Annotated in this window: 15 protein-coding genes and 1 tRNA gene; 11 read left to right on the top strand and 5 right to left on the bottom strand. The window is 68.5% G+C overall.

What is annotated here, in order from left to right; all coding sequences use genetic code 11:
• Positions 1-61 precede the first annotated feature (61 nt).
• On the bottom strand, positions 62-604 hold the full coding sequence (locus H6A21_RS02370; protein WP_204559989.1) for a biotin transporter BioY: 543 nt from the start codon (positions 602-604) through the stop codon (positions 62-64).
• A 145-nt stretch (positions 605-749) separates the two neighbouring features.
• Here H6A21_RS02370 and H6A21_RS02365 point away from each other — a divergent pair.
• Positions 750-824 (top strand) — tRNA-Glu (locus H6A21_RS02365).
• Between the two features lie 79 nt (positions 825-903).
• Here H6A21_RS02365 and H6A21_RS02360 read toward each other — a convergent pair.
• On the bottom strand, positions 904-1602 hold the full coding sequence (locus H6A21_RS02360) for a TIGR00266 family protein (RefSeq protein WP_204559988.1): 699 nt from the start codon (positions 1600-1602) through the stop codon (positions 904-906).
• Positions 1603-1839: 237 nt separating this feature from the next.
• Between H6A21_RS02360 and H6A21_RS02355 the strand changes: the two genes are divergently transcribed.
• On the top strand, positions 1840-3153 hold the full coding sequence (locus H6A21_RS02355; protein ID WP_204559987.1) for a uracil-xanthine permease family protein: 1314 nt from the start codon (positions 1840-1842) through the stop codon (positions 3151-3153).
• Positions 3154-3245: 92 nt separating this feature from the next.
• On the top strand, positions 3246-4655 hold the full coding sequence (locus tag H6A21_RS02350; RefSeq protein WP_204559986.1) for an amidohydrolase family protein: 1410 nt from the start codon (positions 3246-3248) through the stop codon (positions 4653-4655).
• Positions 4656-4776: 121 nt separating this feature from the next.
• Here H6A21_RS02350 and H6A21_RS02345 read toward each other — a convergent pair whose 3' ends face one another.
• The gene (locus H6A21_RS02345; RefSeq protein WP_204559985.1) at positions 4777-6873 is read right to left on the bottom strand and encodes a glutamine synthetase III; all 2097 of its coding nucleotides are present in this window, start codon (positions 6871-6873) and stop codon (positions 4777-4779) included.
• 407 nt (positions 6874-7280) lie between these two features.
• Here H6A21_RS02345 and gltB point away from each other — a divergent pair, with 407 nt between their 5' ends.
• The 5 genes from gltB to H6A21_RS02320 all read left to right on the top strand — a co-directional run bounded on the left by gltB (position 7281) and on the right by H6A21_RS02320 (position 18027).
• Entirely contained in the window at positions 7281-11915 is a 4635-nt protein-coding gene (gene gltB / locus H6A21_RS02340) for a glutamate synthase large subunit (RefSeq protein ID WP_204559984.1), read from the top strand.
• On the top strand, positions 11908-13398 hold the full coding sequence (locus H6A21_RS02335) for a glutamate synthase subunit beta (protein WP_204559983.1): 1491 nt from the start codon (positions 11908-11910) through the stop codon (positions 13396-13398). The genes gltB and H6A21_RS02335 overlap by 8 nt, the downstream gene beginning before the upstream one ends.
• Before the next feature lie 442 nt (positions 13399-13840).
• Positions 13841-14716, top strand: a complete 876-nt coding sequence (locus H6A21_RS02330) for a methylenetetrahydrofolate reductase (protein ID WP_204559982.1) — start codon at positions 13841-13843, stop codon at positions 14714-14716.
• 8 nt (positions 14717-14724) lie between these two features.
• On the top strand, positions 14725-15501 hold the full coding sequence (locus H6A21_RS02325) for a hypothetical protein (protein ID WP_342636030.1): 777 nt from the start codon (positions 14725-14727) through the stop codon (positions 15499-15501).
• A 66-nt stretch (positions 15502-15567) separates the two neighbouring features.
• A complete protein-coding gene (locus H6A21_RS02320) occupies positions 15568-18027 on the top strand; it encodes a homocysteine S-methyltransferase family protein (RefSeq protein ID WP_204559981.1) in 2460 nt (819 codons plus the stop codon).
• A 163-nt stretch (positions 18028-18190) separates the two neighbouring features.
• On the opposite strand, the gene H6A21_RS02315 is transcribed toward H6A21_RS02320, so the two are convergent.
• Positions 18191-18442 (bottom strand): hypothetical protein, encoded by a 252-nt coding sequence (locus H6A21_RS02315; protein WP_204559980.1) that lies wholly within the window; start codon positions 18440-18442, stop codon positions 18191-18193.
• 160 nt (positions 18443-18602) lie between these two features.
• Between H6A21_RS02315 and H6A21_RS02310 the strand changes: the two genes are divergently transcribed.
• The 3 genes from H6A21_RS02310 (at position 18603) to yhbY (ending at position 21530) form a co-directional block, all read left to right on the top strand.
• Positions 18603-19967, top strand: coding sequence for a PFL family protein (locus H6A21_RS02310; RefSeq protein WP_204559979.1), 1365 nt, complete (start codon positions 18603-18605; stop codon positions 19965-19967).
• A gap of 275 nt (positions 19968-20242) precedes the next feature.
• The gene (locus H6A21_RS02305; RefSeq protein ID WP_204559978.1) at positions 20243-21130 is read left to right on the top strand and encodes a class I SAM-dependent methyltransferase; all 888 of its coding nucleotides are present in this window, start codon (positions 20243-20245) and stop codon (positions 21128-21130) included.
• Between the two features lie 100 nt (positions 21131-21230).
• Positions 21231-21530, top strand: coding sequence for a ribosome assembly RNA-binding protein YhbY (yhbY, locus tag H6A21_RS02300; protein WP_204559977.1), 300 nt, complete (start codon positions 21231-21233; stop codon positions 21528-21530).
• A 331-nt stretch (positions 21531-21861) separates the two neighbouring features.
• Here the strand turns inward: yhbY and H6A21_RS02295 are convergent, their stop codons facing one another.
• A complete protein-coding gene (locus tag H6A21_RS02295) occupies positions 21862-24888 on the bottom strand; it encodes an AfsR/SARP family transcriptional regulator (RefSeq protein ID WP_204559976.1) in 3027 nt (1008 codons plus the stop codon).
• Between the last annotated feature and the right edge of the window lie 50 nt (positions 24889-24938).

Below are 24938 nucleotides of genomic sequence, written 5' to 3'. Positions count from 1 at the left end.
AAACGGCTCCGCCTCGGCAAGCGAGACGGAGCCGTATCGATATCGGTGCGCGTCGCCCGCGCTACGCGTGCTGGGCGATATGGCCCGTGGCGCGGGCGACCGAGCACCCGATGCTCGTGCCGACCGCGAGCTTCACGGCATCCGGGATGACGAACGGCAGCACGGCGACCGCGAGCGCGGCCGCGGCGTCCATCGACCCGATGATCATGAGCTGGACGGCGCCGCAGGCGTAGCTTACGGCGAGCATGGTCGCGCTCGCCGCCAGGGAGCGCGCGAACAGCGGCACGCGCGCGGGAAGCAGCGACTCGACCGTCGTCCCGGCGAGCGTGCCGAGCATGAACCCCCACAAAAAGCCGCCGGTCGGGCCCGCGATCGAGGCGATGCCGCCGCCGAAGCCGGAGAAGACCGGAAGCCCGATGGCCCCGAGCAGCAGGTAAACCGCCACCGCCGCGCACGCGGTCTTGCGGTCGAGCGCCGCGGGCAGGATGGCGAGCGCCATCGTCTGCAGGGTGAAGGGCACCGGACCGATCGGCACCGTCACCCACGCGGCGACTGCGAGCAGGGCGACCGAGACGCCCGCTCGGGCGAGCTGCTGTACGTTCATGTGGCAATCCTCTCTGGGCGGTGGTCTGAACCACCGCCCATTATAGGGGACCGCGCATTCGCGCTGCGCGCAGTCTGTGCAGCGGTGCAGAAGAAGTGCACCCTCGGTTTGCATCCCTGACGAATCTGGTATACTCGACTCCGCCGTCCCCATCGTCTAGCGGTTAGGACATCGCCCTTTCAAGGCGGCGACACGGGTTCGAGTCCCGTTGGGGGCACCATCCGAGCTGAAAGCCCGGCCATCCTCGCGGTGGCCGGGCCTTTTTGTTTCCCGGCCGCGGACCGGTCGCCGCGCAGCCTCTAGTTCGACGCGGTGGGCAGGTAGGGATGCATCGCCTGGGCCAGATTCGCCAGGTTGCGCGTCTGGATGTACACCCGGCCGGCACCCGTGAACGTGTTGACGAGGCCCTCGCCCGTCGTGAAGCCGAACATGCCGCTCGCGACCTCGATGCGGTAGTCGAGCGTCGCGTCCCAAGCGACGACGTGCTCGTTGTCGACCACGAGCGGCTCGGCCGGCACGACATCGAGCGCAAGGATGTCGCCGAATGCCGAAACCAGCAGGCTGCCCGCGCCGTTCGTCTCCATCACGAACAGGCCGCCGGTGTTGCCGAACAGCGCCTTCGAGATGCCCTGGCTCACCATCGTGTAGTCGACGGTCCCGTCGCAGGCGAGAAACGCGCCGGTATTCAGGCAGTAGCGCGAAGAGGCGTCGACGGTGAGCTCGACGATCTTGCCGGGGATCGGAGGTGCGACGGCGATCTCGCCGCCATCCGCCGTGCCGGTCGCCGTCGTGACGAACATCGACTCGCCGCTCGTGATGCTGCGCCCGATGGCGCCGAGCACACCGCCCAGCCCCTTCTTCCGGGAGTTCAGGCCGCCGGCGATCTCGACGGCGCGCGAGTACACCATGCTCCCGCTCTCGATCCTCACGGACTCACCGTAACCGAGCGCGATGCGGGCGATCGGGCAATCGGAATCGCCGGACAAAACGAACCTCATGGAAAACCTCCTTCCAGCGGCAGTCGCCGCATTCCCGTCGAGGAGAGTATACCCGGCCCTGCCGGATGCCGCACGGCATCCGGCAGGGCCGGCGACCCCATGCGACCGCCGCGGGCCCTCGCACCCTTTCCGCCCCAATGGCACATCTCCGCTGTCGCCCCACTCAGATGCCGCCGAAAGGGCGCATACTCCGCTATGCTGAGGGAGTCATGTACGCGCGCTATCGAAAGGAATCGCATGGCAACGGAAAACAACCTCGTGCTCGGCGTCAACGACCGCGTCGAGCCCCTCAAGGCGGTGGGCCTCGCATTTCTGCATGTGCTCGCAATGGACCTCTACGTGTGCCCCATCGTCTTGGCGACGATGCTCGGGCTCGACACGGCGGGCACCAACCAGCTCATCCAGATCTGCTTCTTCACCGCGGGCATCGCCACGCTCATCCAAACGGGGTTCGGCATCAAGCTACCCGTCGTGCAGGGCGCGAGCTTCGTGGCGCTCTCGGCGCTCGCGACCATCGGCGCGAACGGCGGCATGGCGATGATGGTCGGCAGCATCATCCCCGGCGCCATCATCCTCGTGCTGCTCGGCGTCACGAAGCTGTTCGCCAAGATCGTGCGCCGCTGCATCCCGCCCTATATCGGCGGCCTCATCATCGTGATCGTCGGCCTGTCGCTCACCCCCACCGCCGCCGGCGGCGTCTTCAGCATCGATGGCGGGCTCGCCGCGAACCTCGCGCCTGGTCTCGCCGCGATGATCACCCTCATCATCATGAACGTCATCGCCTACAAGACCGGCTACCGCCATCACCTCGTGAGCGTCCTGTCGGTGCTGTGCTCGCTCGCCGTGGGCTGCGTCGCCGCCGCCCTCGTGGGCGTCCTCGACTTCTCCGGCGTACTGACCGCCGACTGGTTCGGCATGCCCCTGCCCTTCCACTTCGGCATGCCCGTCTTCGATATCCCCTCCATCGTCCTCATGACGTTCATCTACTTCATCGTGCTCATCGAGACCACCGGCGTGTGGTTCACGGTGGGCGACGTCACGAACGAGGAGCTCACCGACGAGCGCCTGAACCGCGCCGTCATCGGCGAGGGCCTGGGGTGCCTCGTGGGTTCGCTGTTCGGCGGCACCCCGCTCACCGGCTACTCCACCAACGCGGGCATCATCTCCATCACCAAGGTCGCGAGCCGCACGGTGGTCATGTGCGCCGGCGTCATCCTGATCGTACTGGGCATGTGCCCCAAGCTCATGGCCGTCATCTCCTCGGTGCCCGAGGCCGCCATCTGCGGCGTGCTGCTCGTGGTGTGTCAGATCCTCGTGGTGAACGGCCTGCGCATCATCGTCAACTCCAAGCTCGACCAGAAGAAGATGCTCGTCATCGGCCTGTCGCTCATCTTCACCGTGGCGAGCCTCGTGCTGTCCGCCGACGTGAAGGCCGCCTTCCCGGTCATGCTGCAGTACCTGGTGAGCAGCGGCACCGCCGTCGGCGGCATCATCGCCGTCGTGCTCAATCTGCTGCTGCCCGAGGACCCCTCGGCGCACGCAGAGCGGTAGCGCGAGCGTTCAGCCTGAGTTGAGAGGACCGAGGCGCAGCGGCGGCATCCCGCTCGCGCACCCCGGACCCCCAGATCACGAAAGGACCTGCCATGACTACGATCGCGAACCTGAAGGCGGTCTTGGGATCGTTCTTCCACACCCCGACCTACGGAGCGTTCGAGCTGCTCGAGCACGCTCTTGTCGAGCTGGACGATGCGGGCACCATCTGCCGCATCACGCGCGCGGGCGATGCCGACTTCGAGCAGCGCGTCGCCGCCGCGCGTGCGGCAGGCGCCGCCGAGCCCGGGGCGTATCTCGAGCTCGGGGCCAACGAGGTAGCCCTTCCCGGCTTCGTGGACCTGCACGTCCACGCGCCGCAGTGGCCCCAGGCCGGCGTCGCTCTCGACGAGCCGCTCAACGTCTGGCTCGACGAGCGCACCTTCCCGCTCGAAGCGCGCTTCGCCGACGCCGAGTTCGCCTACGCCGTGGGCCACGACCTCGCGCGCACCTTCCTGTCCCGCGGCACCACGACGGTGCTCTACTTCGCGAGCGCGCACCTGGACGGCAGCTTCGCCGTCTCGCGCGCCTGCGCCGACGCGGGCCAGCGCGCCATCGTGGGCAAGGTCGTGATGGACGACCCGGCAGCAAACCACGACTTCTACCGCGATGCGACGCCTGACCAGGCGCTCGCCGACACCGAGACGTTCCTCGACCGCGTGGCGGCACTCGATGCCGCGCGGCGCGCCGACGACCCCCGCTTCGCCGGCGCCTTTGGAGCCGTCACCCCGCGCTTCATCCCCAGCTGCACCGACGAGGCCCTCGCCGGCCTGGGCGAGATCGCCCGGACGCGGGACGCCTACATCCAGTCGCACTGCAACGAGGGCGAATGGGAGCACAGCGTAGCCATCGAGCGCTTCGGGAAGACGGATGCCGAGGCGCTCGCCTCCTTCGGTCTGCTCGGGCCCAAGTCGATCATGGCGCACTGCACGTTCATGAGCGAAGGCGACACCCGCCTGTTCGCCGAGACGGGCACCGTCGTGGCGCACTGCCCCATCTCCAACGCGTACTTCGCCAACAGCGCCTGCCCGGTCCGTCGGATGCACGAGGCCGGCGTGCACATCGGCCTGGGAACCGACATCTCCGGCGGGTTCTCACCGAGCATGTACGACAACATCCGCCAGGCGGTCATGGCGTCGCGCATGCTCGAAGAGGGCGTCGACGCGCTCGTGGACGCGACCCGGCGCGGCGCGGGCTACCCGGCGCGCATCTCCGCACCCGAGGCCCTCTATCTCGCCACGAAGGGCGGCGCCGAGGCCCTCGGCCTTCCGACCGGCTCCTTCGAGGTCGGGCGCGCCTTTGACGCGCAGATCATCGATACGCGCCGCGCCTTCGCCGACCTCACCGGCTTCGGCATCTTCAACGAGCCGGCCGATAGGCTGGCGCGCATCCTGTATCTCGCAACGCCGGACAACATCCGCCAGGTGTGGTGCCAGGGCAAGCTCGTGATCGAGCGCGCGTAGGCGCGCATCGGCCCTTGTCTCCAAACTGCCCCGTCCCCAGGGGAGACAAGGACAACCAAGCCAAAAAAAGAGGGCTCCCGCACGGGAGCCCTCTGTGCATGCATCGGATGCGACGGCGGGTTTAGACGTAGAAGAGAATGTCGTCGTAGGTCGGCACCGGCCAGTAGTCGGCGGCGACGATCTCCTCCATGGCGTCGACCGCGGCGCGCAGCTTCTCCATGGCGGGCGCGACCTCGTGCGCATAGCAGTTCGCCTGCTCCTGCGCGTCGACCAGGCCCTCGGCCTTCGCGTGCACCGCATCGAGCGACTTGATGGAATCGTTGATCTCGGTGATGCCGTAGCACAGCTTGTTCAGCGTGTTCTGCTCGCACTCCATGGCGGCCTCGGCACCGGCGGCGCGGATGGCCTCCAAGCCCTTGGCGACCTTGGTGGCGTACGCGGTGATGACCGGGCGGTAGGTGCGGCGCGCCTCGCGGATCATCGTGGTGGCCTCGATGTTCATGAGCTTGTTGTACTTCTCGAGCTTCACCTCGTAGCGGCTGAACGCCTCGGTCTCGGACAGCACGCCCATGCCGGTCCACAGGGCGAGGTTCTTCTCGGAGACCATCGCGGGCAGGGCGTCGGCCGTAGTGCGCAGGTTTGCCAGGCCGCGGCGCTCGGCCTCCTCGGTCCACTCCTCGGAGTAGCCGTCGCCGGAGAACAGGATGCGGCGGTGCTCGTTAAGCGTCTTCTTGCAGTACTCGAGCGCGGCCTGCTGGAAGTCTTCGGCGGGCGTGCCCTCGAGCGCGTCGGCGAACTCCTTCAGCGACTCGGCGACCGCCGTGTCGAGCACGAGGTTGCAGTCGGACGGGTTGGCCTCGGAGCCCACGGCGCGGAACTCGAACTTGTTGCCGGTGAAGGCGAACGGCGAGGTGCGGTTGCGGTCGGTGTTGTCCTGCTCCAGGTTGGGCAGCACGTCGGCGCCCAGGTCGAGCACGCCGTGCGTGGCGTGAACGGACGCCTTGCCGTCCATGATCTTCTGCACGACCTCGGTGAGCTGGTCGCCCAAGAAGATGGAGACGATCGCCGGAGGCGCCTCGTTGGCGCCCAGACGATGGTCGTTGCCGCAGCTCGCCACGGACATGCGCAGCAGGTCCTGGTACTTGTCGACCGCCTCGATCACCGCGGTGAGGAAGACCACGAACTGCAGGTTCTCCAGCGGCGTGTCGCCGGGATCCATGAGGTTCTCCTCCTCGGTCCCGATCGACCAGTTGTTGTGCTTGCCGGAGCCGTTGATGCCCTCGAACGGCTTCTCGTGCAGAAGGCAGGTGAGGTCGAAGCGCGACGCCACGAGCTTCATCTTCTCCATGACGAGCATGTTGTTGTCGATGCCCTCGTTGAGCTCGGTGTAGACGGGCGCGAGCTCGTGCTGGCAGGGAGCGACCTCGTTGTGCTTGGTCTTGGCGGGGATGCCGAGCGCCCACAGCTCGTCGTCGAGCGCCTTCATGTACTTGGAGACCGACGGGCGGATGGCGCCGAAGTAGTGCTCCTCGAGCTCCTGGCCCTTGCAGGGCGGGGCGCCGAACAGGGTGCGCCCGCAGATGACGAGGTCGCGGCGCTTGCGGTAGGCATCCTTCTTGATCAAGAAGTACTCCTGCTCAAGGCCGACGTTGGGCACGACGCGCTTGGGGTGCTTGCCGAACAGCGCCAGCACACGCTTGGCCTGGGTGTCGAGTACCTTCATGGAGCGCAGCAGCGGCGTCTTCTTGTCGAGCGCCTCGCCGTTGTAGCCGCAAAACGCGGTGGGGATGCACAGCACCTCGTCCTTGATGAACGCGGGGCTCGTGGGATCCCAGGCGGTGTAGCCGCGGGCCTCGAAGGTGGCGCGCAGGCCGCCGTTGGGGAAGCTCGAGGCGTCCGGCTCGCCCTGGATGAGGTTCTTGCCGGTGAACTTGGTGATGGCCGTGCCGTCGTGGTTGGGCTCGAGGAAGCTGTCGTGCTTCTCGGACGTGATACCCGACAGGGGCTGGAACCAATGCGCGAAATGGGTGGCACCGTTCTCGATCGCCCACTCCTTCATGGCGTGCGCGACGGCGTTCGCCACATCCAGATCGAGCGGCGCGCCCTGGTCCATCGTGGCGGCCAGGCGCTTGTAGATGTCTTTCGGCAGGCGCTTGCGCATCACGTCCTCCGAAAAGACCATGGTACCGAATCGATTGGTAAGCTCGGTATCGGCCATAGGGGCTCCCTTCGTATCACGCCGGCCTCGTGCCGCCGGCGTTTTGTCCCAACGAACGAATTGTAGATTACAGGCCCTGGGTTTCGAGGCAATTTCACGCAGGTTACCGCGCAGCAACGCCCAGATGACCATCTGAAGTCGCGCGCACCAGGTGGACGGCCCGGCGCACCCCGGTCGCCCCCTCGCTGTACAACGCATCGTTTGCGCAGCTCATCGGTGTCATGGGGCCGAGCTCCCCACAGCGCCGCCACCCTGTTGACACCGTTTCGCCCCCAAATCGAAACCGCGTTGCAATAGTTGGGAAAACCGCCCGCAATCAAGGCTTCCTACCATAAGTCGCCCGGCCCCGGGCGCACCCCGCGCCCGGGCGCGCCATCCATACGATTCGACCCGCGGGAGGACTATATATGAGCAGTGAGCCCCACCAGACCCTGTATCAGCCCGAGTTCGAGCATGATGCCTGCGGTATCGGCGCCCTGGCCGCCCTCGACGGCACGCGCAGCCACCAGATCCTGGACGATGCCCTCTCGGTGCTCGTCAACCTCGAGCACCGCGGCGGCACGGGCCTCGAGCACAACACGGGCGACGGCGCGGGTATCCTGTTCCAGATCCCCCATCGCTTCTTCCGCAAAGAGGCCCAAAAGTGCGGGCAGCTGCTGCCCGCAGAGGGCGACTACGGCGTGGCCATGCTCTTCTTCCCGCAGGACGCCGTGAGCGTCCAGGTGGCGAAGCGCCTGTTCGAGGAGGGCTGCGCGCAGGAGGGCATCCCGGTGCTGTTCTGGCGCGACGTGCCCGTCGACGCGCACGACCTGGGCGAGACGGCGCGCGCCTGCATGCCCACCATCAAGCAGGCGTTTTTGGGACGCCCCGCCGACACCGAGCCGGGCGACGCGTTCGAGCGCCGCCTGTACGTATGCCGCCGCGCCATCGAGAAGCGCGCCGACGCCGAGCACGCACTCGCCAACAAGATCTTCTACGTGTGCTCCATGAGCTCGCGCACGATCGTGTACAAGGGCATGCTCGTGGCCACGCAGATGCGCCGTTTCTTCACCGATCTGAACGACGCCGCCGTGAAGACCGCGGTGGCGCTCGTCCACTCGCGCTACTCCACCAACACCACGCCCAGTTGGGAGCGCGCGCACCCCAACCGCCTCATCATCCACAACGGCGAGATCAACACGCTGAAGGGCAACGTCAACTGGATCCGTGCGCGCGAGCCCAACCTGTATTCCCCCGTGTTCCAGCACGACCTTAAGCGCGTGCTGCCCATCATCAACCGCGAGGGCTCCGACTCCGCCATCCTCGACAACGTGCTGGAGTTTCTGGTCATGAACGGCAGGCCGCTCACGCGCGCCGTCTCGATGCTGATGCCCGAGCCCTGGGACCGCAACGACGCCCTGTCGCCGGCCCGGCGCGCCTATGACGCCTACCAGTCCATGCTCATGGAGCCCTGGGACGGACCCGCAGCCATCGCGTTCACCGACGGCCGCACGCTCGGCGCGGCGCTCGACAGAAACGGCCTGCGCCCTGCCCGCTACATCGTCACGCGCGATGACCGGTTCCTGCTGTGCTCGGAGGTGGGCGCGCTGGAGATCGACCCCGCCAACATCCTGACGAGCGGCTGCTTGGGTCCCGGCGAGATGCTCGAGGTCGACCTCGAGCACGCGCGCATCCGCTACAACGACGAGATCCGCAACGGCTACGCCAAGCTCAAACCCTTCTCGGACTGGATCGCCGACGAGACCCTGTCGCTTGCCGACCTCGACGACCCGGCGCCCGATACCTGGGAGTCGGCCGCCGCGAGCATGGCGCACCCGTCGTGCGCCATGAAGTACGGCTACCACTGGGACGACGTGCAGGAGGTGCTGCGCCCCATGGCGGCGACCGGTGCCACACCGCTCGCCTCGATGGGCATCGACGCCCCGCTCGCCTGCCTGTCGACGCGCGCCCGCTCGTTCTACGACTACTTCTACCAGCTGTTCGCACAGGTCACGAACCCGCCCATCGACGCGCTGCGCGAGCATCTGGTGACCTCCACCGTGCTCTATCTCGGCAACCACGGCAACCTGCTCGAGGACTGCCGCGCCTCCTGCCGCCTCATCCGTCTCGAGAGCCCGCTTCTGACCGCACGCGAGTTCCGCCGCATCTGCGCCATCGACCGCGCCGGCTTCGAAGCGCGCACGTTCGGTGCGACCTATGAGCGCGCCGCGGGGGCAGGGGCGCTCGAGGATGCGCTGGAGCGCCTGGGAGAGCGCGTGCTCGACGCGGTACGCGCGGGCGTGAACATCGTCGTGCTCTCCGACCGCACGCAGGACGGCGAGGTCCCCATCCCGATGCTGCTCGCCGTGGGCGCGGTGCACAACGCCCTCATGCGCGCGGGGCTGCGGACGTTCGCCGACATCGTGGTCGAGTGCGGCGACGCCGTCTCCGCCCACGATTTCGCCGCGCTCGTGTCCTACTCGGCAAGCGGCATCTACCCCTATATGGCGCACGCCTTCGTGGAGCAGCTCGCGGACGAGGGAGATCTGGTGGCCAAGGACGGGCACGCGCTCAGCGCTGACGAGGCCATCGCCAACTACAACCGCGCCGCCGTAGCGGGTATCGTGTCCATCATGTCCAAGATGGGCATCTCGACCGTCCAGAGCTACCACTCCGCGCAGATCTTCGAGGCTGTGGGCCTAGCGCCGAGCCTCACGGAGCGCTACCTGACGGGCACCGTGTCGCGCGTGGGTGGCCTCGACGTGCACGACATCGAGCGCGAGCTCGACGAGCGCTTCGACGCCGCGCGCGGGCATGCCGCCTCGCCGGCCCCGAATGCGCTGCCGAGCCTCGGCCTCACCGCGTGGCGCCCCGTGGGCGGCGAGGATCATCTCATCGACCCCGATACCATCTACCTGCTGCAGCAGGCGGTGCGCACCGATTCCTACGACACGTTTCTCGCCTACAGCGACCACCTGCACCGAGCAGGGCGCGCCGTGCGCCTGCGCGACTTGCTGGATTTCGATGCAAGCGGGAGAGCGCCGGTGCCCCTCGACGCGGTGGAAAGCGCCGAGAGCATCGTGATGCGCTTCAACACCGGCGCGATGAGCTACGGCTCCATCAGCCAGGAGGCCCACGAGTGCATGGCGATCGCCATGAACCGCCTGCACGGTCGCTCGAACTCCGGCGAGGGCGGCGAGGACCCGCGCCGCGAGACCCCGCTTCCCGGCGGCGACAGCGCGAACTCTGCCATCAAGCAGGTGGCGAGCGGCCGCTTCGGCGTGACGAGCCGCTACCTCACCTCCGCCATCGAGATCCAGATCAAGATGGCTCAGGGCGCCAAGCCCGGCGAGGGCGGGCACCTGCCCGGCAAGAAGGTGTACCCGTGGATCGCGCGCGTGCGCCAGTCCACGCCGGGCATCGGCCTCATCTCGCCGCCGCCGCACCACGACATCTACTCCATCGAGGACCTCTCCGAGCTCATCTTCGACCTGAAGTGCGCCAACCCGCACGCCCGCGTAAGCGTGAAGCTCGTGTCCGAGGCGGGCGTGGGCACCATCGCCACCGGCGTGGCCAAGGGCGCTGCCGACAAGATCCTCGTCTCGGGCCACAACGGCGGCTCGGGAGCGGCGCCGCGCGACTCCATCTGGCATGCCGGCCTGCCGCTCGAACTCGGCCTCGCCGAGACGCAGCAGACGCTCGTCCAAAACGGCCTGCGCTCGCGCGTGGTGCTCGAGGCGGACGGCAAGCTCATGGACGGTACCGACGTCGCGGTCGCCTGCCTGCTGGGCGCCGAGGAGTTCGGCTTCGCCACCATGCCGCTCATCGCCATGGGCTGCCTCATGCAGCGCGACTGCCAGCAGGACACCTGCCCGGCCGGCATCGCCACGCAGAACTGCCGCCTGCGCGCGCACTTCTCCGGCAAGCCCGAGTACGTCGAGCGCTTCATGCTGTTCGTGGCCGAGCAGCTGCGCGGCGTGATGGCGCGCCTGGGCTTCACCACCGTCGACGAGATGGTGGGCCACCCCGAGTGCCTGCGCCAGGTCGCGGCCGAGGGCAACTGGAAAAGCGAGCGCATCGACCTCTCCCGCGTCCTCGCGCCGAGCACCTGCGAGTTCGGAGCCACCATCCCCGGCGCCGATGGCGCGCACTTCCTCCCCTCGATGGCCGCCGACGTGCATCTGGAGCGCACCCTCGACGCGACGCTGTTCATCCCCTTCACCGAGCGGGCGCGCGAGCACCTCACGCCCGTGCGCTTCCACGCCGACATCGCCAACGTCAACCGCTGCGTGGGCACCATGCTCGGCCACACCGTCACGCGCTCGCATCCCGACGGCCTGCCCGACGGGCTCATCACCGTGGACTGCTCGGGATCGGCCGGCCAGAGCTTCGCGGCCTTCCTGCCACGCGGCGTCACGCTCAACGTCGAGGGCGACGCGAACGACTACTTCGGCAAGGGCCTGTCGGGCGGCACCGTCTCCGTCCGCCCCTTCGCGTCGGCAAGCTACAAGTTCGACGAGAACATCATCGTGGGCAACGTGGCGTTCATGGGCGCGACCGGCGGGCGCGGCTTCGTGAACGGACGCGCCGGCCAGCGCTTCTGCGTGCGCAACTCCGGCGCGACGGTCGTCGTCGAGGGCGTCGGCGCGCACGGCTGCGAGTACATGACCGGCGGGCGCGTGCTCATCCTGGGCGAGGTCGGCCACAACTTCGCGGCGGGCATGACGGGCGGCATCGCATATGTGTACGACGAGTACCGCACGCTCGCCCACCGCTGCAACCAAGACACCGTGGTCCTGCGCCAGCCGAGCGCGCGCGAGCTCGAGGACATCCGCCAGCTCATCGTCGACCACGTGCACGCCACGCAAAGCCCGCTCGGCATCAAGATGCTCTACCGCTTCGACGCGATCGCGGAGCACTTCGTGAAGGTCGTGCCCGTCGAGTACAAGCGCGTCATGGCCATCGTGGAGGATGCAAAGCGCTCCGGCGCGACGCATGAGGAGGCACTCGAGACGGCCTTCGAGGTCGTTACCGGTACACAGGAGGTGAAGCGCCATGGGTAAGCCGGGAGCGTTTCTGACATACGGCCGCAAGGTTCACGAGCTGCGCCCCGTAGACGAGCGCGTCCGCGACTTCGATGAGCTCTATCGCGAGCTCGACGAGGGCGAGCGGCGCGTGCAGGCGAGCCGCTGCATGATGTGCGGCGTGGCGTTCTGCCAGACGGGGCACCCCTTCGGACGGGCGCGCTCAAGCGGCTGCCCGCTGCACAACCTCATCCCCGAGTGGAACGACCTCGTGTGGCGCGGGCGCTGGCGCGAGGCGGCCGACCGCCTCGCCCTCACGAGCCCGCTGCCTGAGTTCACGAGCCGCGTGTGCCCCGCCCCCTGCGAGGCGGCGTGCAACCTGGGATCGGTCGAGGGAGAGCCGACGGCCATCCACGACACCGAGCGCGCGATCTCCGACTGGGAATGGGCACACGGCGGCCCTGCGGCGTTTGCCGCCCCTCGTGCGGACGCGCCGCGCATCGCCGTGGTGGGTTCCGGCCCCGCAGGCCTCGCCTGCGCCTGGGAGCTCGCCCGCCTGGGCGCGCGCGTCGAGATAATCGAGCGCGCCGACCGCCCCGGCGGCCTGCTCATGTACGGCATCCCGAACATGAAGCTGCCGAAGGAGATCGTCGAGCGCCGCTGCAGCTTGATGGAGGAGCGCGGCATCGCCTTCAGGCTCGAAAGCGACGCCGCCGACCCCGCCATCGCCGCCGAGCTTGTCGACGAGTTCGACGCCGTCGTGCTCTCCGTGGGCGCGGGCGCGGCGCGTACGCTCGATGTGCCCGGCATGGACAGTGAAGGCGTGGTCATGGCCGTCGACTACCTGACGGCCTCGACCAAGTCGGTGCTCGCGGGCACGCAGCCGGCCATCTCCGCGCGCGGGCTCGACGTGGTCGTGATCGGCGGCGGCGACACCGGCAACGACTGCGTGGGCACCGCCGTGCGCCAGGGCGCGGCAAGCGTCCGGCAGATCGAGGTCATGCCGGAGCCGCCAGCTGAGCGCCTGCCCGAAAACCCCTGGCCGCAGTGGCCGAACGTCAAGAAGACCGACTACGGCCAGCAGGAGGCCATCGCCGCCGCGGGCGCCGAAATCCGCAGCTGGTCGGTGAACACCCGCGCCGCACTTGCCGACGCGAGCGGGCACGTGCGGGCGCTCGAGGTCGTCGATGTCGAGTGGGCAGGCGGCTCGCCCGCCGAGATCGAAGGCAGCGTCCGCGAGCTGCCCGCGCAGCTCGTGCTCATCGCCTGCGGCTTCACCGGCCCCGAGCGAGGCGTGCTCGACGCCTTCGGCGTTGCCGTCCCCGCCGCGGGCGCTGGCAGGCCGCTGCCCATCATGGACGCCACCGAGAGCCATCGCTGCGCCGGCGTCGACGGTGCGGCTACGCCCGATCTGGGAATCTGGGCCTGCGGCGACGCCCGCGGCGGCTCGTCGCTCGTGGTCAACGCCATCGCCGACGGCGTCGCATGCGCGCACGAGCTCGCCCGCGCCTGCAAGCTGTAAATTGTGCGCGCCCGCACGTTCGGCACTGTCGCCGAGCGCGCGGGCGCGCCGCCGTTTCGCCACGATTGCGACCTTGTCGGACGACAAGGTGCCCCTTTCAGTACCTTTCTCGGAGCCACCTTCGCTGCCGGAACAATTTTATGCAGCAATTTATCATTTTCCTGCGGTTTCTTATATTTTTTATGCATGTAAAATCCGCTCTTCAGATGAGCCCGCAAAAAATGTACTGAAAGTGGCACCTCCTCGATGTGACGTGGGTACCAAACGGACATAAGGGCCAGTGTCTTCTGCCGAACCGGACGATCAGGCGCGCCGCGCGCCCGACAACCGCCGCCGTCATGCCGTGAACAACGCGTTTCGCCCTCCCGGCGCACGCAGTTCCCCCACGCGCGCGGTGTATGATGCCCCACGCCGTAACATGTGCAGCCAAAGGGGACACATCATGAGAGTCGACCAGATCTTCAGCCGTGCGAAATCCGCTGGATGCCAGCCCATCTCGTTCGAGATGTTCCCGCCCAAAGGCGAGCTCACGCTCGAGCGCGCCCGCGAGGTCGCAGCTGGGTTCGCGCCGCTCGCGCCCGACTTCATCAGCGTGACCTATTCCGCCGGCGGCTCGGGCAACTCCGCCGCCACCGCGAAGATCGCGCACATGATCTCCTCGGAGCTCGACATCCCCTCCGTCGCGCACCTCACGTGCATCTCGCTCACGCGCGAGACGCTCGCCGCCAAGATCGAGGAGTTCCTCGCCGCGGGGGTCGAAAACGTTCTCGCGCTGCGCGGCGACCTGCCGGCGGGCATGAGCGAGGCCGAGGCCGGCGAGATCGCCTTCCCCTATGCCAAAGACCTCATACCCGCGCTCGTGGACGCCAGGTTCTGCGTGGGCGCCGCCGCCTATCCGGAAGGGCACCTCACCTGCGACGACCTGACGACCTCCGTCAAGCACCTGCGCCAGAAGCAGGACGCGGGCGCGAGCTTCTTCGTCACGCAGCTCTTCTTCGACAACGACTACTTCTACCGGTTCCGCGAGCTCGCCGACGCCGCGGGCATCACCGTCCCCATCACGGCGGGCATCATGCCGTTCACGAGCAAGCAGCAGGTCACGCGCATGGTGTTCACCTGCGCGGCATCGCTGCCCGCGCCGGTGATCAAGATCCTCGCCCGCTATGAGAACGACCCCGACTCGCTGCGCCAGGCGGGCATCGAGTACGCCTGCCGCCAGCTCGAGGACCTGCAGCGCCACGGCGCCGACGGCCTGCACGTCTACACCATGAACCGCGCCGACGTGGCGAAGGCCGCCATGAGCGCGCTGCGCGCGTAGGCGCGACCGTGAGTGACATCCGCATGTGCACCGTACCCGAGGCGCTCCAGGCTCCCGTCCCCTACCAGCCGGATGCGGCGCAGCGCCCCGCCATCGACCGCGCCGAGGTCCTGCGCTACCTGGGATACGCTGGGCAGCACATCGACGAGGAGCTCGCCGGGCGCATCGAGCGCATCGTGGCGGAACTCGAGCACGAGGTCGCCCCGCGCGGCGTGCGGCGCGTCTTCGCCGTCGACGCGACGGGGACCGATGCTGCCGGCGACCCCTGCATCCGCCTTGTCGGCACGACCGTCGAGCTGCGCGGCCGCGACGTCTTCCGCCACCTGAAGGACGCCCGCTGCTGCGCGCTTGTCGCAGCCACGCTCGGTATGGCAAGCGAGCGGCGCCTGCGCCTGCTGGCGCGGCAAAATCCGCTGGACGCCGCCATCTTGGACGCCGCGGGATCGGCCTACATCGAAGCCGCCGTCGACGAGATGGACGCCGCAGTGGGAAACGCCGCCCAGGAGGCGGGCCTTACGCGCAACTGGCGCTTCTCCTGCGGCTACGGCGACTGCCCGCTTGCGGCGCAGGATGCGATCGTCGCCGCCCTCGACGCGACGAGGCGCATCGGCCTCACCGTGACCGACAGCCATCTGCTGCTGCCCGCCAAGAGCGTGACGGCCATGGTGGGGCTGTTCGATGGCGACGCGCACGCCGCCGATACGCGCCCGAGCTGCGCCATCTGCCGCCTGGCCGGCTCCTGCTCCTTCCGGGCGCGCGGCACCACCTGCTACGCGGGCACCTGATGGCGCACCGCGCGCGCATCGCACGAGTACAATACCTGCAACACGACCGCGACCGTGAGGACCCCCATGACCGACTACACGCCCCGCACGCTCGATACCCTGCGCATCGCCGATGACGACCTGCGCGCCGTCCTCGAAGGGAGGCGCCACCTGCTCTTCGACGGCGGCATGGGCACGATGCTGCAGGCGGCGGGCCTTGCCGCCGGCGAGCTGCCGGAGCTTCTGTGCCTCACGAATCCCGACGAGATCCGCGCCGTGCACACCGCATACGTCGAGGCGGGCGCGGAGGTCGTGACCACGAACACGTTCGGCGCGAACGCCCGCAAGCTCGGGGATGCCGCCACGGTCGAGGACGTCTTCTGCGCCGCCGTGCGCTGCGCCCGCGACGCCGGTGCGCGCTACGTGGCCGGCGACATCGGCCCCACCGGCGCCCTGCTCGCGCCCCTGGGAACCCTCACGTTCGATGAGGCCTACGAGCTGTTCGCTCAGCAGGTGCGCGCGGCGGTCGCGGCCGGGGTGGACCTCATCGTCATCGAGACCATGACCGATCTCGCCGAGGTCCGCGCCGCGGTGCTCGCTGCGAAAGAGCACGCGGACCTGCCGATCTTCGCCACCATGACCTTCGAGGCGGACGGCCGCACGTTTCTGGGCACCCCGCCCGAGGTGGCGGCGGCAACGCTCGACGCCCTGGGCGCCGACGTCGTGGGCATCAACTGCTCGCTCGGCCCCGCCGAACTTGCACCCTTCGCCCGACGCATGGTCGCCTCAACGGCAAAGCCCGTCATGGTGCAGGCGAACGCCGGCCTGCCGAAGGTGCGCGACGGGAAGACCGTCTACGATATCGACCCCGCAACCTATGCCGCCGGCGTGCAGGCGATGGTCGAGGGCGGCGTGGGCGTCATCGGCGGATGCTGCGGCACCACGCCCGCCTACATCCGCCTGCTCGCCGACATCGTGCGCGACCGCGTGCCCGCGGCGCACCCGGCTGCGGGCGCTCTCACGGTCGCGAGCGCCCAGACGCTCGTAGCGCTGCCCGAGGCCGAGCGGCGCGTCGCCGTCATCGGCGAGCGCATCAACCCCACGGGCAAAAAGCGCCTGCAGGCGGCCCTGCGCGAGGGCGATATCGACTACGTGATCGGCCAGGGCATCAGCCAGCAGGAGCAGGGCGCCGACATCCTCGATGTCAACGTGGGACTTCCCGGCATCGACGAGCCCGCCGTGCTGGCACGCGTCTGCGAGCAGCTCTCCGCCGCGACGGTGCTGCCCCTGCAGATCGACTCCACCGACCCTGCCGCCATCGAGCGCGCCGTGCGCCGCTACGCGGGCAAGCCCATCATCAACTCCGTCAACGGCAAGCGCGAGAGCCTGGATGCCATCCTGCCCATCGCCGCGCACTACGGCGCGAACATCATCGGCCTCACGCTCGACGAGGACGGTATCCCCGACACCGCGCAGGCGCGCTTCGCCATCGCGCAGCGCATCGTCGACGAGGCCGCGCGCTACGGTATCGGGCCCGACCGCATCCTCATCGACTGCCTCGTCATGACGGCGTCCACGAACCAAGCGCAGGCGCTCGAGATCCTGCGCGCCGTGACCATGTGCCGCGAGCGCCTGGGCGTCCACTGCGCGCTCGGCGTCTCGAACATCAGCTTCGGCCTGCCTGCCCGCGAGCTCATGAACGCGACGTTTCTCGCCGCCGCCTTCGGCGCGGGCCTCGACGCCCCCATCATGAACCCGGGATCGGCGCGCTACATGGACGCCGTGCGCGCCTTCCGCGTGCTCAACATGGAGGATGCGGGCTCTGTGGCCTATATCGAGCGCTACGCCACCTGGGCGGACCCCTACAAGGGGCATCCGGCGAACACCGCCCAAGCCGCCGGCGACACGATCGCCGCCGACGCAGGCGACCCGATTCGCCACCTCATCCTCACCGGCAAGAAGGACGAGATGGCGGCGGCGACCGAGCGCCTGCTGGCCACATGCGACCCCATGGACCTTATCAACGACCACCTCATCCCCGCGCTCGACGAGGTGGGCGAGCTGTTCGACAAGGGGGCCTACTTCCTGCCCCAGCTCATGGCGTCGGCCGAATGCGCGCGCGTGGGCTTCGACACCATCCGGCGTCTCATGCCCGCGAGCGACATCGCCTCAAAGGGCTCCATCTGCCTGGCCACCGTCAAGGGCGACATCCATGACATCGGCAAGAACATCGTGAAGATGCTGCTCGACAACTACGGCTACACCGTGTTCGACCTCGGCCGCGACGTCGACCCGCAGGCCATCGTCGATGAGGTCCGCGCCCGCGGCGTCGAGCTCGTGGGCCTCTCCGCCCTCATGACCACGACGGTTCCCGCCATGGAGCAGACCATCGACCTTCTGCACGAGCAGGTCCCGGGCGTGAAGGTCGTCGTGGGCGGCGCGGTGCTCACGCCGGAATATGCGAGCCAGATCGGCGCCGACTACTACGCCAAGGACGCCGCCGAGACCGCGCGCATCGCCGAGGAGCTCTTCGGCGCGGACGCGTAGCCGCATGCGCGCGAAGCCGTGCGGATGCACCCGTGGGAGCCGTTGAACGAAAGGCTCTCGCGGCGAAACGACGTGCAGGCGAGACCGGCGCAGCCACTCAGTCGGCGTAGCGCGCGATCGCTTGCAGATGCCCGACACACGAACACGCCGGGCGCGAAATGGTTCACCCAGCGTTTCCCTGGCCGCGCCGCATACGCCCAAGGACGCTTGCGACGGCGCGGCGCCACCCTATGACGCCGAGCACGGCGAACCAGGAACCGAAGAGGAACAGGCAGCCCAGAGCGACCACACGGAAGCCGCGCGTGACTGCCGCAATCATGCAGACCAGGCCGCACTTCCGGCGGCAGGCTACCCGGCCGTTCGCGATGGTGATGAAGACGCCATGGCGGCAGCGCCCCACATCGGACAGCAGCAAGGGAGCCCCTCTCCATCTCGCTGCTGCACCGCATTGCCCCACGGCAACCGATTTGTTGCAGAGAAGCCGCCAGCACCCCGTCGAGAGCGCAGGTGCGCAGGCGGGTTGTTAGAATGGGGTTTGGTATAGGCATGCAACCGTTGCGAACAAAGGAGCGCCCATGGCGATCACGCCCGCAGAAATCGCCGAGACCCGTGGCATGGTCTCAGAGCAGCATCTTGACATCCGCACCATCACCATGGGCATCTCGCTCATGGGATGCGCGGACGAGAGCATCGAGAAGATGAGCACGAAGATCTACGACCGCGTCACGAAGACGGCCGAGCAGCTCGTCCCGACCGCGGAGGCGCTCGAGCGCGAGTACGGCATCCCCATCGTGAACAAGCGCGTCTCCGTAACGCCCATCGCGCAGATCGCCGCCGCCTGCCCCGACGAGGATCTCACCCCGCTCGCGCACGCGCTCGACCGCGCCGCCGAGACCCTCGGCATCGACTACCTCGGCGGCTTCTCCGCACTCGTCCAGAAGGGCATCGGTAACGCCGACCGTCGCCTCATCCAGAGCATCCCCGAGGCGCTCGCCCAGACGAGCCGCGTGTGCTCGAGCGTAAACGTGGCGAGCCTGCGCGCCGGCATCAACATGGACGCCGTGCTCATGGTCGCCCAGACCGTGCTCGACTCCGCGCGCCTCACGGCGGACCGCGAGTCGGTCGGCGCCTCGAAGTTCGTCGTGTTCGCTAACATGGTCGAGGACTCCCCCTTCATGGCCGGCGCCACCCACGGCTCCGGCGAGGCCGACGCCGTCATCAACGTCGGCGTCTCGGGTCCCGGCGTCATGGCCGCCGCCCTGGAGCAGCTGCCCGAGAGCGCCGACATGATGGAGGTCGCCGAGAAGATCAAGCAGACCGCCTTCAAGATCACGCGCGCCGGCGAGCTCATGAGCCGTGAGGCAGCCCGCCGCCTGGGCGTGGAGAAGGGCATCGTCGACCTCTCGCTCGCCCCCACCCCCGCCGTCGGCGACTCCGTGGCCCGCATCCTCGAGATCATCGGCGTGGGCACCTGCGGCGGCCCCGGCACCACCGCGGCGCTCGCCCTGCTGAACGACTGCGTCAAGAAGGGCGGCGTCATGGCGAGCTCCAGCGTGGGCGGCCTGTCCGGCGCGTTCATCCCCGTGTCCGAGGATGCCGGCATGATCGAGGCCGTCGAGGCCGGCGCGCTTTCGCTTGAGAAGCTCGAGGCCATGACCTGCGTGTGCTCCGTGGGCCTCGACATGATCGCGATTCCGGGCGATACCTCGGTCGAGACCATCGCGGGCATCATCGCCGACGAGATGGCCATCGGCGTCATCAACAACAAGACCACGGCGGTGCGCATCATCCCCGCCATCGGCAAGGGGCTCGGCGAGTCCGTGGACTACGGCGGGCTGTTCGGGCGCGCGCCCATCATGCCGGTAAACCCCCACGCCGGCACCGTGTTCGCCCACCGCGGCGGACGCTTCCCGGCGCCGCTCAACTCGCTGAAGAACTAGGTTTCTGGCCCGAGCGCGGGAGGCCCCCATCATCCCCTGCGCTCGGGCAGTCCTGCGCAAGACGGAGAGCCCGCTGGGCTCTCCTTTGCGTGCGGAATCTCGCGCAGGGGGTGATGGGAGGCCCCCGCTGCCGGCTCCGTTGCCCATGTTTCTCGGTTGGCGCCGGGAAGCGGCCGGCGCGGTGGGCGGCACTACCGGCGTGGGAAGCGGTTCTTGCTAGAGGAAATATGGCGCGCGGCGCTTGGGCGCCGCGCTTTTTTACGTAAGGGGATGCGATGAGGTCGCGGCTGTTGGAGACGGATTGGAATGAGGAGTGGAAGGCGCTGCAGGCCAAGCGGCGCGGTCCGGACGACCCTTCGTTCTGGGACGCGCGGGCGCGGCATTTCCGACCGCGGGAGACGCATCCCTATGCCCAAGCCTTCTTGGAGCTCACCGGCATCCGGGCGGGCGAGACGGTACTCGACATGGGATGCGGCGCGGGGTCGCTCGCCATCCCCCTCGCGCATGCGGGGCATCGCGTCATCGCCGTGGACTTCTCGCCGCGTATGCTCGCCGTGCTCGACGAGACGGCGCGCGAATGCGGCCTTTTCGACCGCATAGACCCCGTCCAGCTCGCCTGGGATGATGACTGGCGCCTGGCGGGCATCGAGCCCAAGTCGGTCGATGTCGCCCTGGCGAGCCGGTCCATCGCGACCGCCGACCTCAAGGCGGCGCTCGGAAAGCTCACCGCCGCAGCCCGTCGGCGCTGCGCGATCACCCTGATCGCCGGCGCGAGCCCGCGCTATGACGAGCACATCATGGATGCCATCGGAGCCTCGGTCACACGGTCCGGCGACTACGTCTACGCCTTCAACATCCTTATCGGCATGGGGCTCACGCCCGAGGTGCGCTACATCGCCTCGCCGCGGCGCGACACCTTCGATTCGCTGGAGGACGGCGTGGCCGATTTCTCCCGCATGCTCGAAGATGGCAACGAGGACCGCATCGACGAGCTTCGCGCCTACATCGCCCAGCACATGGTTGAAAACCCGCACGTCGGCGAGCCAGGTTCCAAGGGACGGCCGCAAGGCGCGTACATGCTCGATCACATCCGCATGGTCCGCTGGGCGCACCTCTCCTGGGACGCGCGTTCGGCGACCCCGGGGCATCCATCCCGCAGGTAGCCCGACTTGTGCAAAATTGGCTTGCGCTCTGGCATTGTCGGGTGGGGTGTTCTATCGTGTACCCGCTAACCGATCACCACAAAGAAAGAGAGCTCACCCTATGGCACTTACCGGCAAGCAGGTTCGCCAGCTTCGCGCCCTTGCGCATCACCTGAACCCCACCGTCCAGATCGGACGCGGCGGTGTCAGTGACGCGGTCGTCGAGCAGGCTGAGGAGTCCCTCGAGGCCCATGAGCTCGTCAAGTGCGCGGTGCAGGATGGCTGCGGCCTCGAGACGCGCGACGCGGCCAGCACGCTCGCCGAGCTCGCCGGCGCCGAGGTCGTCCAAGTGATTGGCCACCGCTTCACCATCTACCGCGAGAGCTCCCGCAAGGACATCGAGAAGATCAAGCTCTGCTAGCGCTGCGCTCGTCAAGGCGCTTCCTGGGGAGTGCCGACACCGCGCGTCGGGCAGCTAAGGTAGACGCTGCCGGACAGGCCTGTTTATGCCGGCTTTTGCGGGCGGGCAACTCGAGCGCAGCTACCCCGAACCGCCCAGCCGGGTGCCTGCGGGCACTGCGACACCGAGTGCCCCGGTGCGTCCGCGTAGCCGCCGTATCCCCCGGCTGCGCGGACGCACCGGCGATTTCCCGCCGCCTATCGCCTTCGGGGCCGCCATCGCATCGCGCGCGCTGGCGGCCCCGAAGCTAAACGCGCGTGCCGCCGACACGACAGCTGCACGCCCCTCTCCCCTACAGCATGGCCACGCGACGCGTCTGGTTGATGATGCGGTCGTACGCCTCGCGCGTCTCCTGCTCCGGCAGGGTGCTGAGCTCGCGCTCAAGATAGTGCAGATGGCTGTTGTAGAGCTCCACCACCTCACGCCGGCGCCCGCACTGGTCGAACACCGTCATCGCATGCCGAATCACGTCCTCGCGCGTCGGCGCCTGCTTCAGCGCCGCCTCGACCAGCCACGCCGCCGAGTTGAGGTTCTCCATGCGCAGCGCCGCATCCACCCCGCGCATCATGCAGTCGATATAGCGCGAGAGGTAGGCGCGGCGCATGTTCGCAAAGAAGCTCGCATCGCCGCTGTCGGGCAGGTAGAGCGGTCCGCGGTAGATCTGCTCCATCTTGAGTGCCGCCTCCACGATCTGCTGCGCGGGCACCGTGTCCCCGCTCAAGAGAATCTCGCGCGCCAATCCCTCGAATCGCTTCGTGTCCGAGTACACGAACTCGCCGTTCAGCGCGATACCCTCGCCCTGGGTCAGCACGTACTGCGGACCGCCCGCGCGCTGCCCCATCGCCGACCTCAAGGCCGAAAGCGTCACGTATAGGCTCTCGCGCCCGCGTGCGTACTCGGCCTTCGGCCACAGCTCGTCGATGATCGTCCGCCTGCTCACGAACGTTCCCAGCGACAGCGCAAGCCGCGCCGCGAGCACGCTCGCCTTCTTCCGGCGCCATACGGTCTGGGTGAGCGTATGGCCGTTGCGCTCCACCTGGAAGCCGCCGAACAGGTTGATGACCACCTGCCCCACCTCCGAGGCGATACCGCCCGGAACGACTTCGAACAGCGTGTCCGGGGCGGGTGCCGGCTCGCCTGCCGGCACGAGCGTCGGCGCGACGGTACGCGGCAGCAGCTTGCGCATGGAGTCGGCCTTGCTCCCGAGCATGCTCATGGCGAGCCGCGCGCAGGGCCTGAAGCGCGCCTCGAGCATCAGGTCCTTGTGCAGCGAGTACCATGCCGAAAGCTCCGAATCGAAGCGGGCTGCCGCCAGGTGCAGCGCCACGCACCAGGCGCGCGCCGGCGTGGGGTCCTCCTCCGACAGATCGAGCGTTTCCGCCTCCTCGCGCACCTTGACGCGCGAGGTGCCCCGCAGGTGCGCCACGCGCTCGAGCAGCGTTCCCCACGAGTGCAGGAACACCTGGTCCTCCCCTGCGAGCTTGATGACCTGCTGCCCGCGGAACTGCCCGTTGATCGCCTGACCGACCGCGAGGCCCTGCCACCCTTCCGCAGCCAGGCACAACAGCTGCGTGGGCAGGTCGGACTCTCGAACCGCCGTCGTGCCCGCGTCGACGAAGCCGCGCTCATCGACCACCGGGTCCCCCGCGAACAGGCGCGCCATGTTCACCACGCAGCGCACGCGCACGGCGATAGGCGCCAGGCGCCGCATCATGAGGCGCTCGACCAGGCGCTCAAGCGCCTCGCGGTTGCCCACCTCCAGCCCCTTGCCGTGCATAATATCATCGAGATACCTGTCGCAAAGCAGCAGCAGCCGCGGGATATCGATCTCGTTGGCACTCGCGCCGTCCTCGAGCAGCTTTACGTCCTCTCCCCACGTCACATCGCCGGTTCCCGCCACGAGCTCATCGTAGACGCGCACGTGGGCGCGCAGCAGCGTGGCGGCACGTACGCCCAGGCGTGCAGCGGCGGGCTCGCGCACGTCCGGCAGCGCGATGCCGCTGACGCTCTCCCACGTCTCGGCCACCGCCCGCGCGCACGCCCAGTCCGCAGGCGCCACCTGCTGCGGAATCGCGGTGGCGCGGCGTCTGAGCTCGATGGCGGCCCCGCGTGCCAGGCGGTAATCGCCCATCGTCAGCGCGGAGACGTAGGCGGCGATCAGCGCTCCCGTCTCGATGCCGCTCGACAGGACCTCGCCTGTCGCCGCAAGCGTCTTGGCCACGAACGCACCCTGTCCTGCCAGCGCGAACGCCGCGGGAAACTGCACGATCAGCTCGACGCGCTCGGAGCGCGACAGGACGGCCTGCGCAAGCGCCACCGCGTCGTCGATGCGCTCCGCCCGCGCCAACGCGCGCGCGGCGACCAGCGCGTAGCCGGGCTTGCTCGAAGCGATCTTCCGGCGCAGACCGGCCAGGGCATCTTTTCGCCGCGTCAGGCACCGAAACGCCCCATGCTGCTGGTCGATGTTGAACATAGGGTAGTCGCGCACCAGCCGCCCGATCGTCTCCTGGCGCAGCTTCACCTCCCCATGTGTCAGATCGCCGAGCGTCCCGGCACCCATGAGCAGCAGCATGCACACGACGCGGTGGAGCGGATCGCGCTCGCGACGTAGGTCGTCCAGCGTCTCCTGGTAGAGCTTCTGGATGCCGTCCTCGAGCGGGCTTGTGTCGCTCGCGCGCTCGCTGACCGACTCCAGGCACGCCACCAGCGCCGGAATGCCCTCCGTCAACCCGTAGACATCGAGCGTCCGGGCGATGGAGTACAGCGCGACCCACTCGGAGTACTCGCGCGGCGAGACCAGCAGCGCCTGCGCTTCGATGCGCGCTGCATCGGACAGCTCATCCAACAGCTGCCTGCGGGCAGGGGTGCATGCCACGACCACCTCGGCACCGCGGTCGCGCAGCGCGCGCAGGGCAGCAGCGAGCGCCTTCGTCTCGTTGCGCGTCAGGCGCGGAATCCCATCAAGGGTCACAAGCGGACGGGTCGCCCAGGGCAGGGCATCCCCCGGGCACGCAAGACGCTCGAGCAGCTCCTCGCAGCTCAGATTCGCCCCATCGATGGCCAGCGCGCCCTCGCGCCCACGCTGCGCTGCAGCCGCATGGGCGTACTGGATGAGCAGCGCCGTCTTGCCGAATCCATCGGGGGCGACGATCAGCACGATGCCCGATTCCGTCCCCTTGCCCCCGATGCTGCGCAGCAGGTGGTCGCGGCGGACCAGACGGCCTGTATACCCCTGCTCGCGTGCGGTCTGCGAGCGCTCCGCCCCGGCATCCTCCGCCTGCTGAACCGTCTCCTGCTTCTGTACCGTCGTGTCCGCCATGGCTACCTCCTTGCACATCGGCCCGGCTGGGCCCCTTTGGTATGCGCCCG

Source organism: Collinsella tanakaei (assembly GCF_016902615.1).
Classification (GTDB): Bacteria; Actinomycetota; Coriobacteriia; order Coriobacteriales; family Coriobacteriaceae; genus Collinsella; species Collinsella tanakaei_A.
This window is presented reverse-complemented; position numbering and strand designations above follow the sequence as displayed.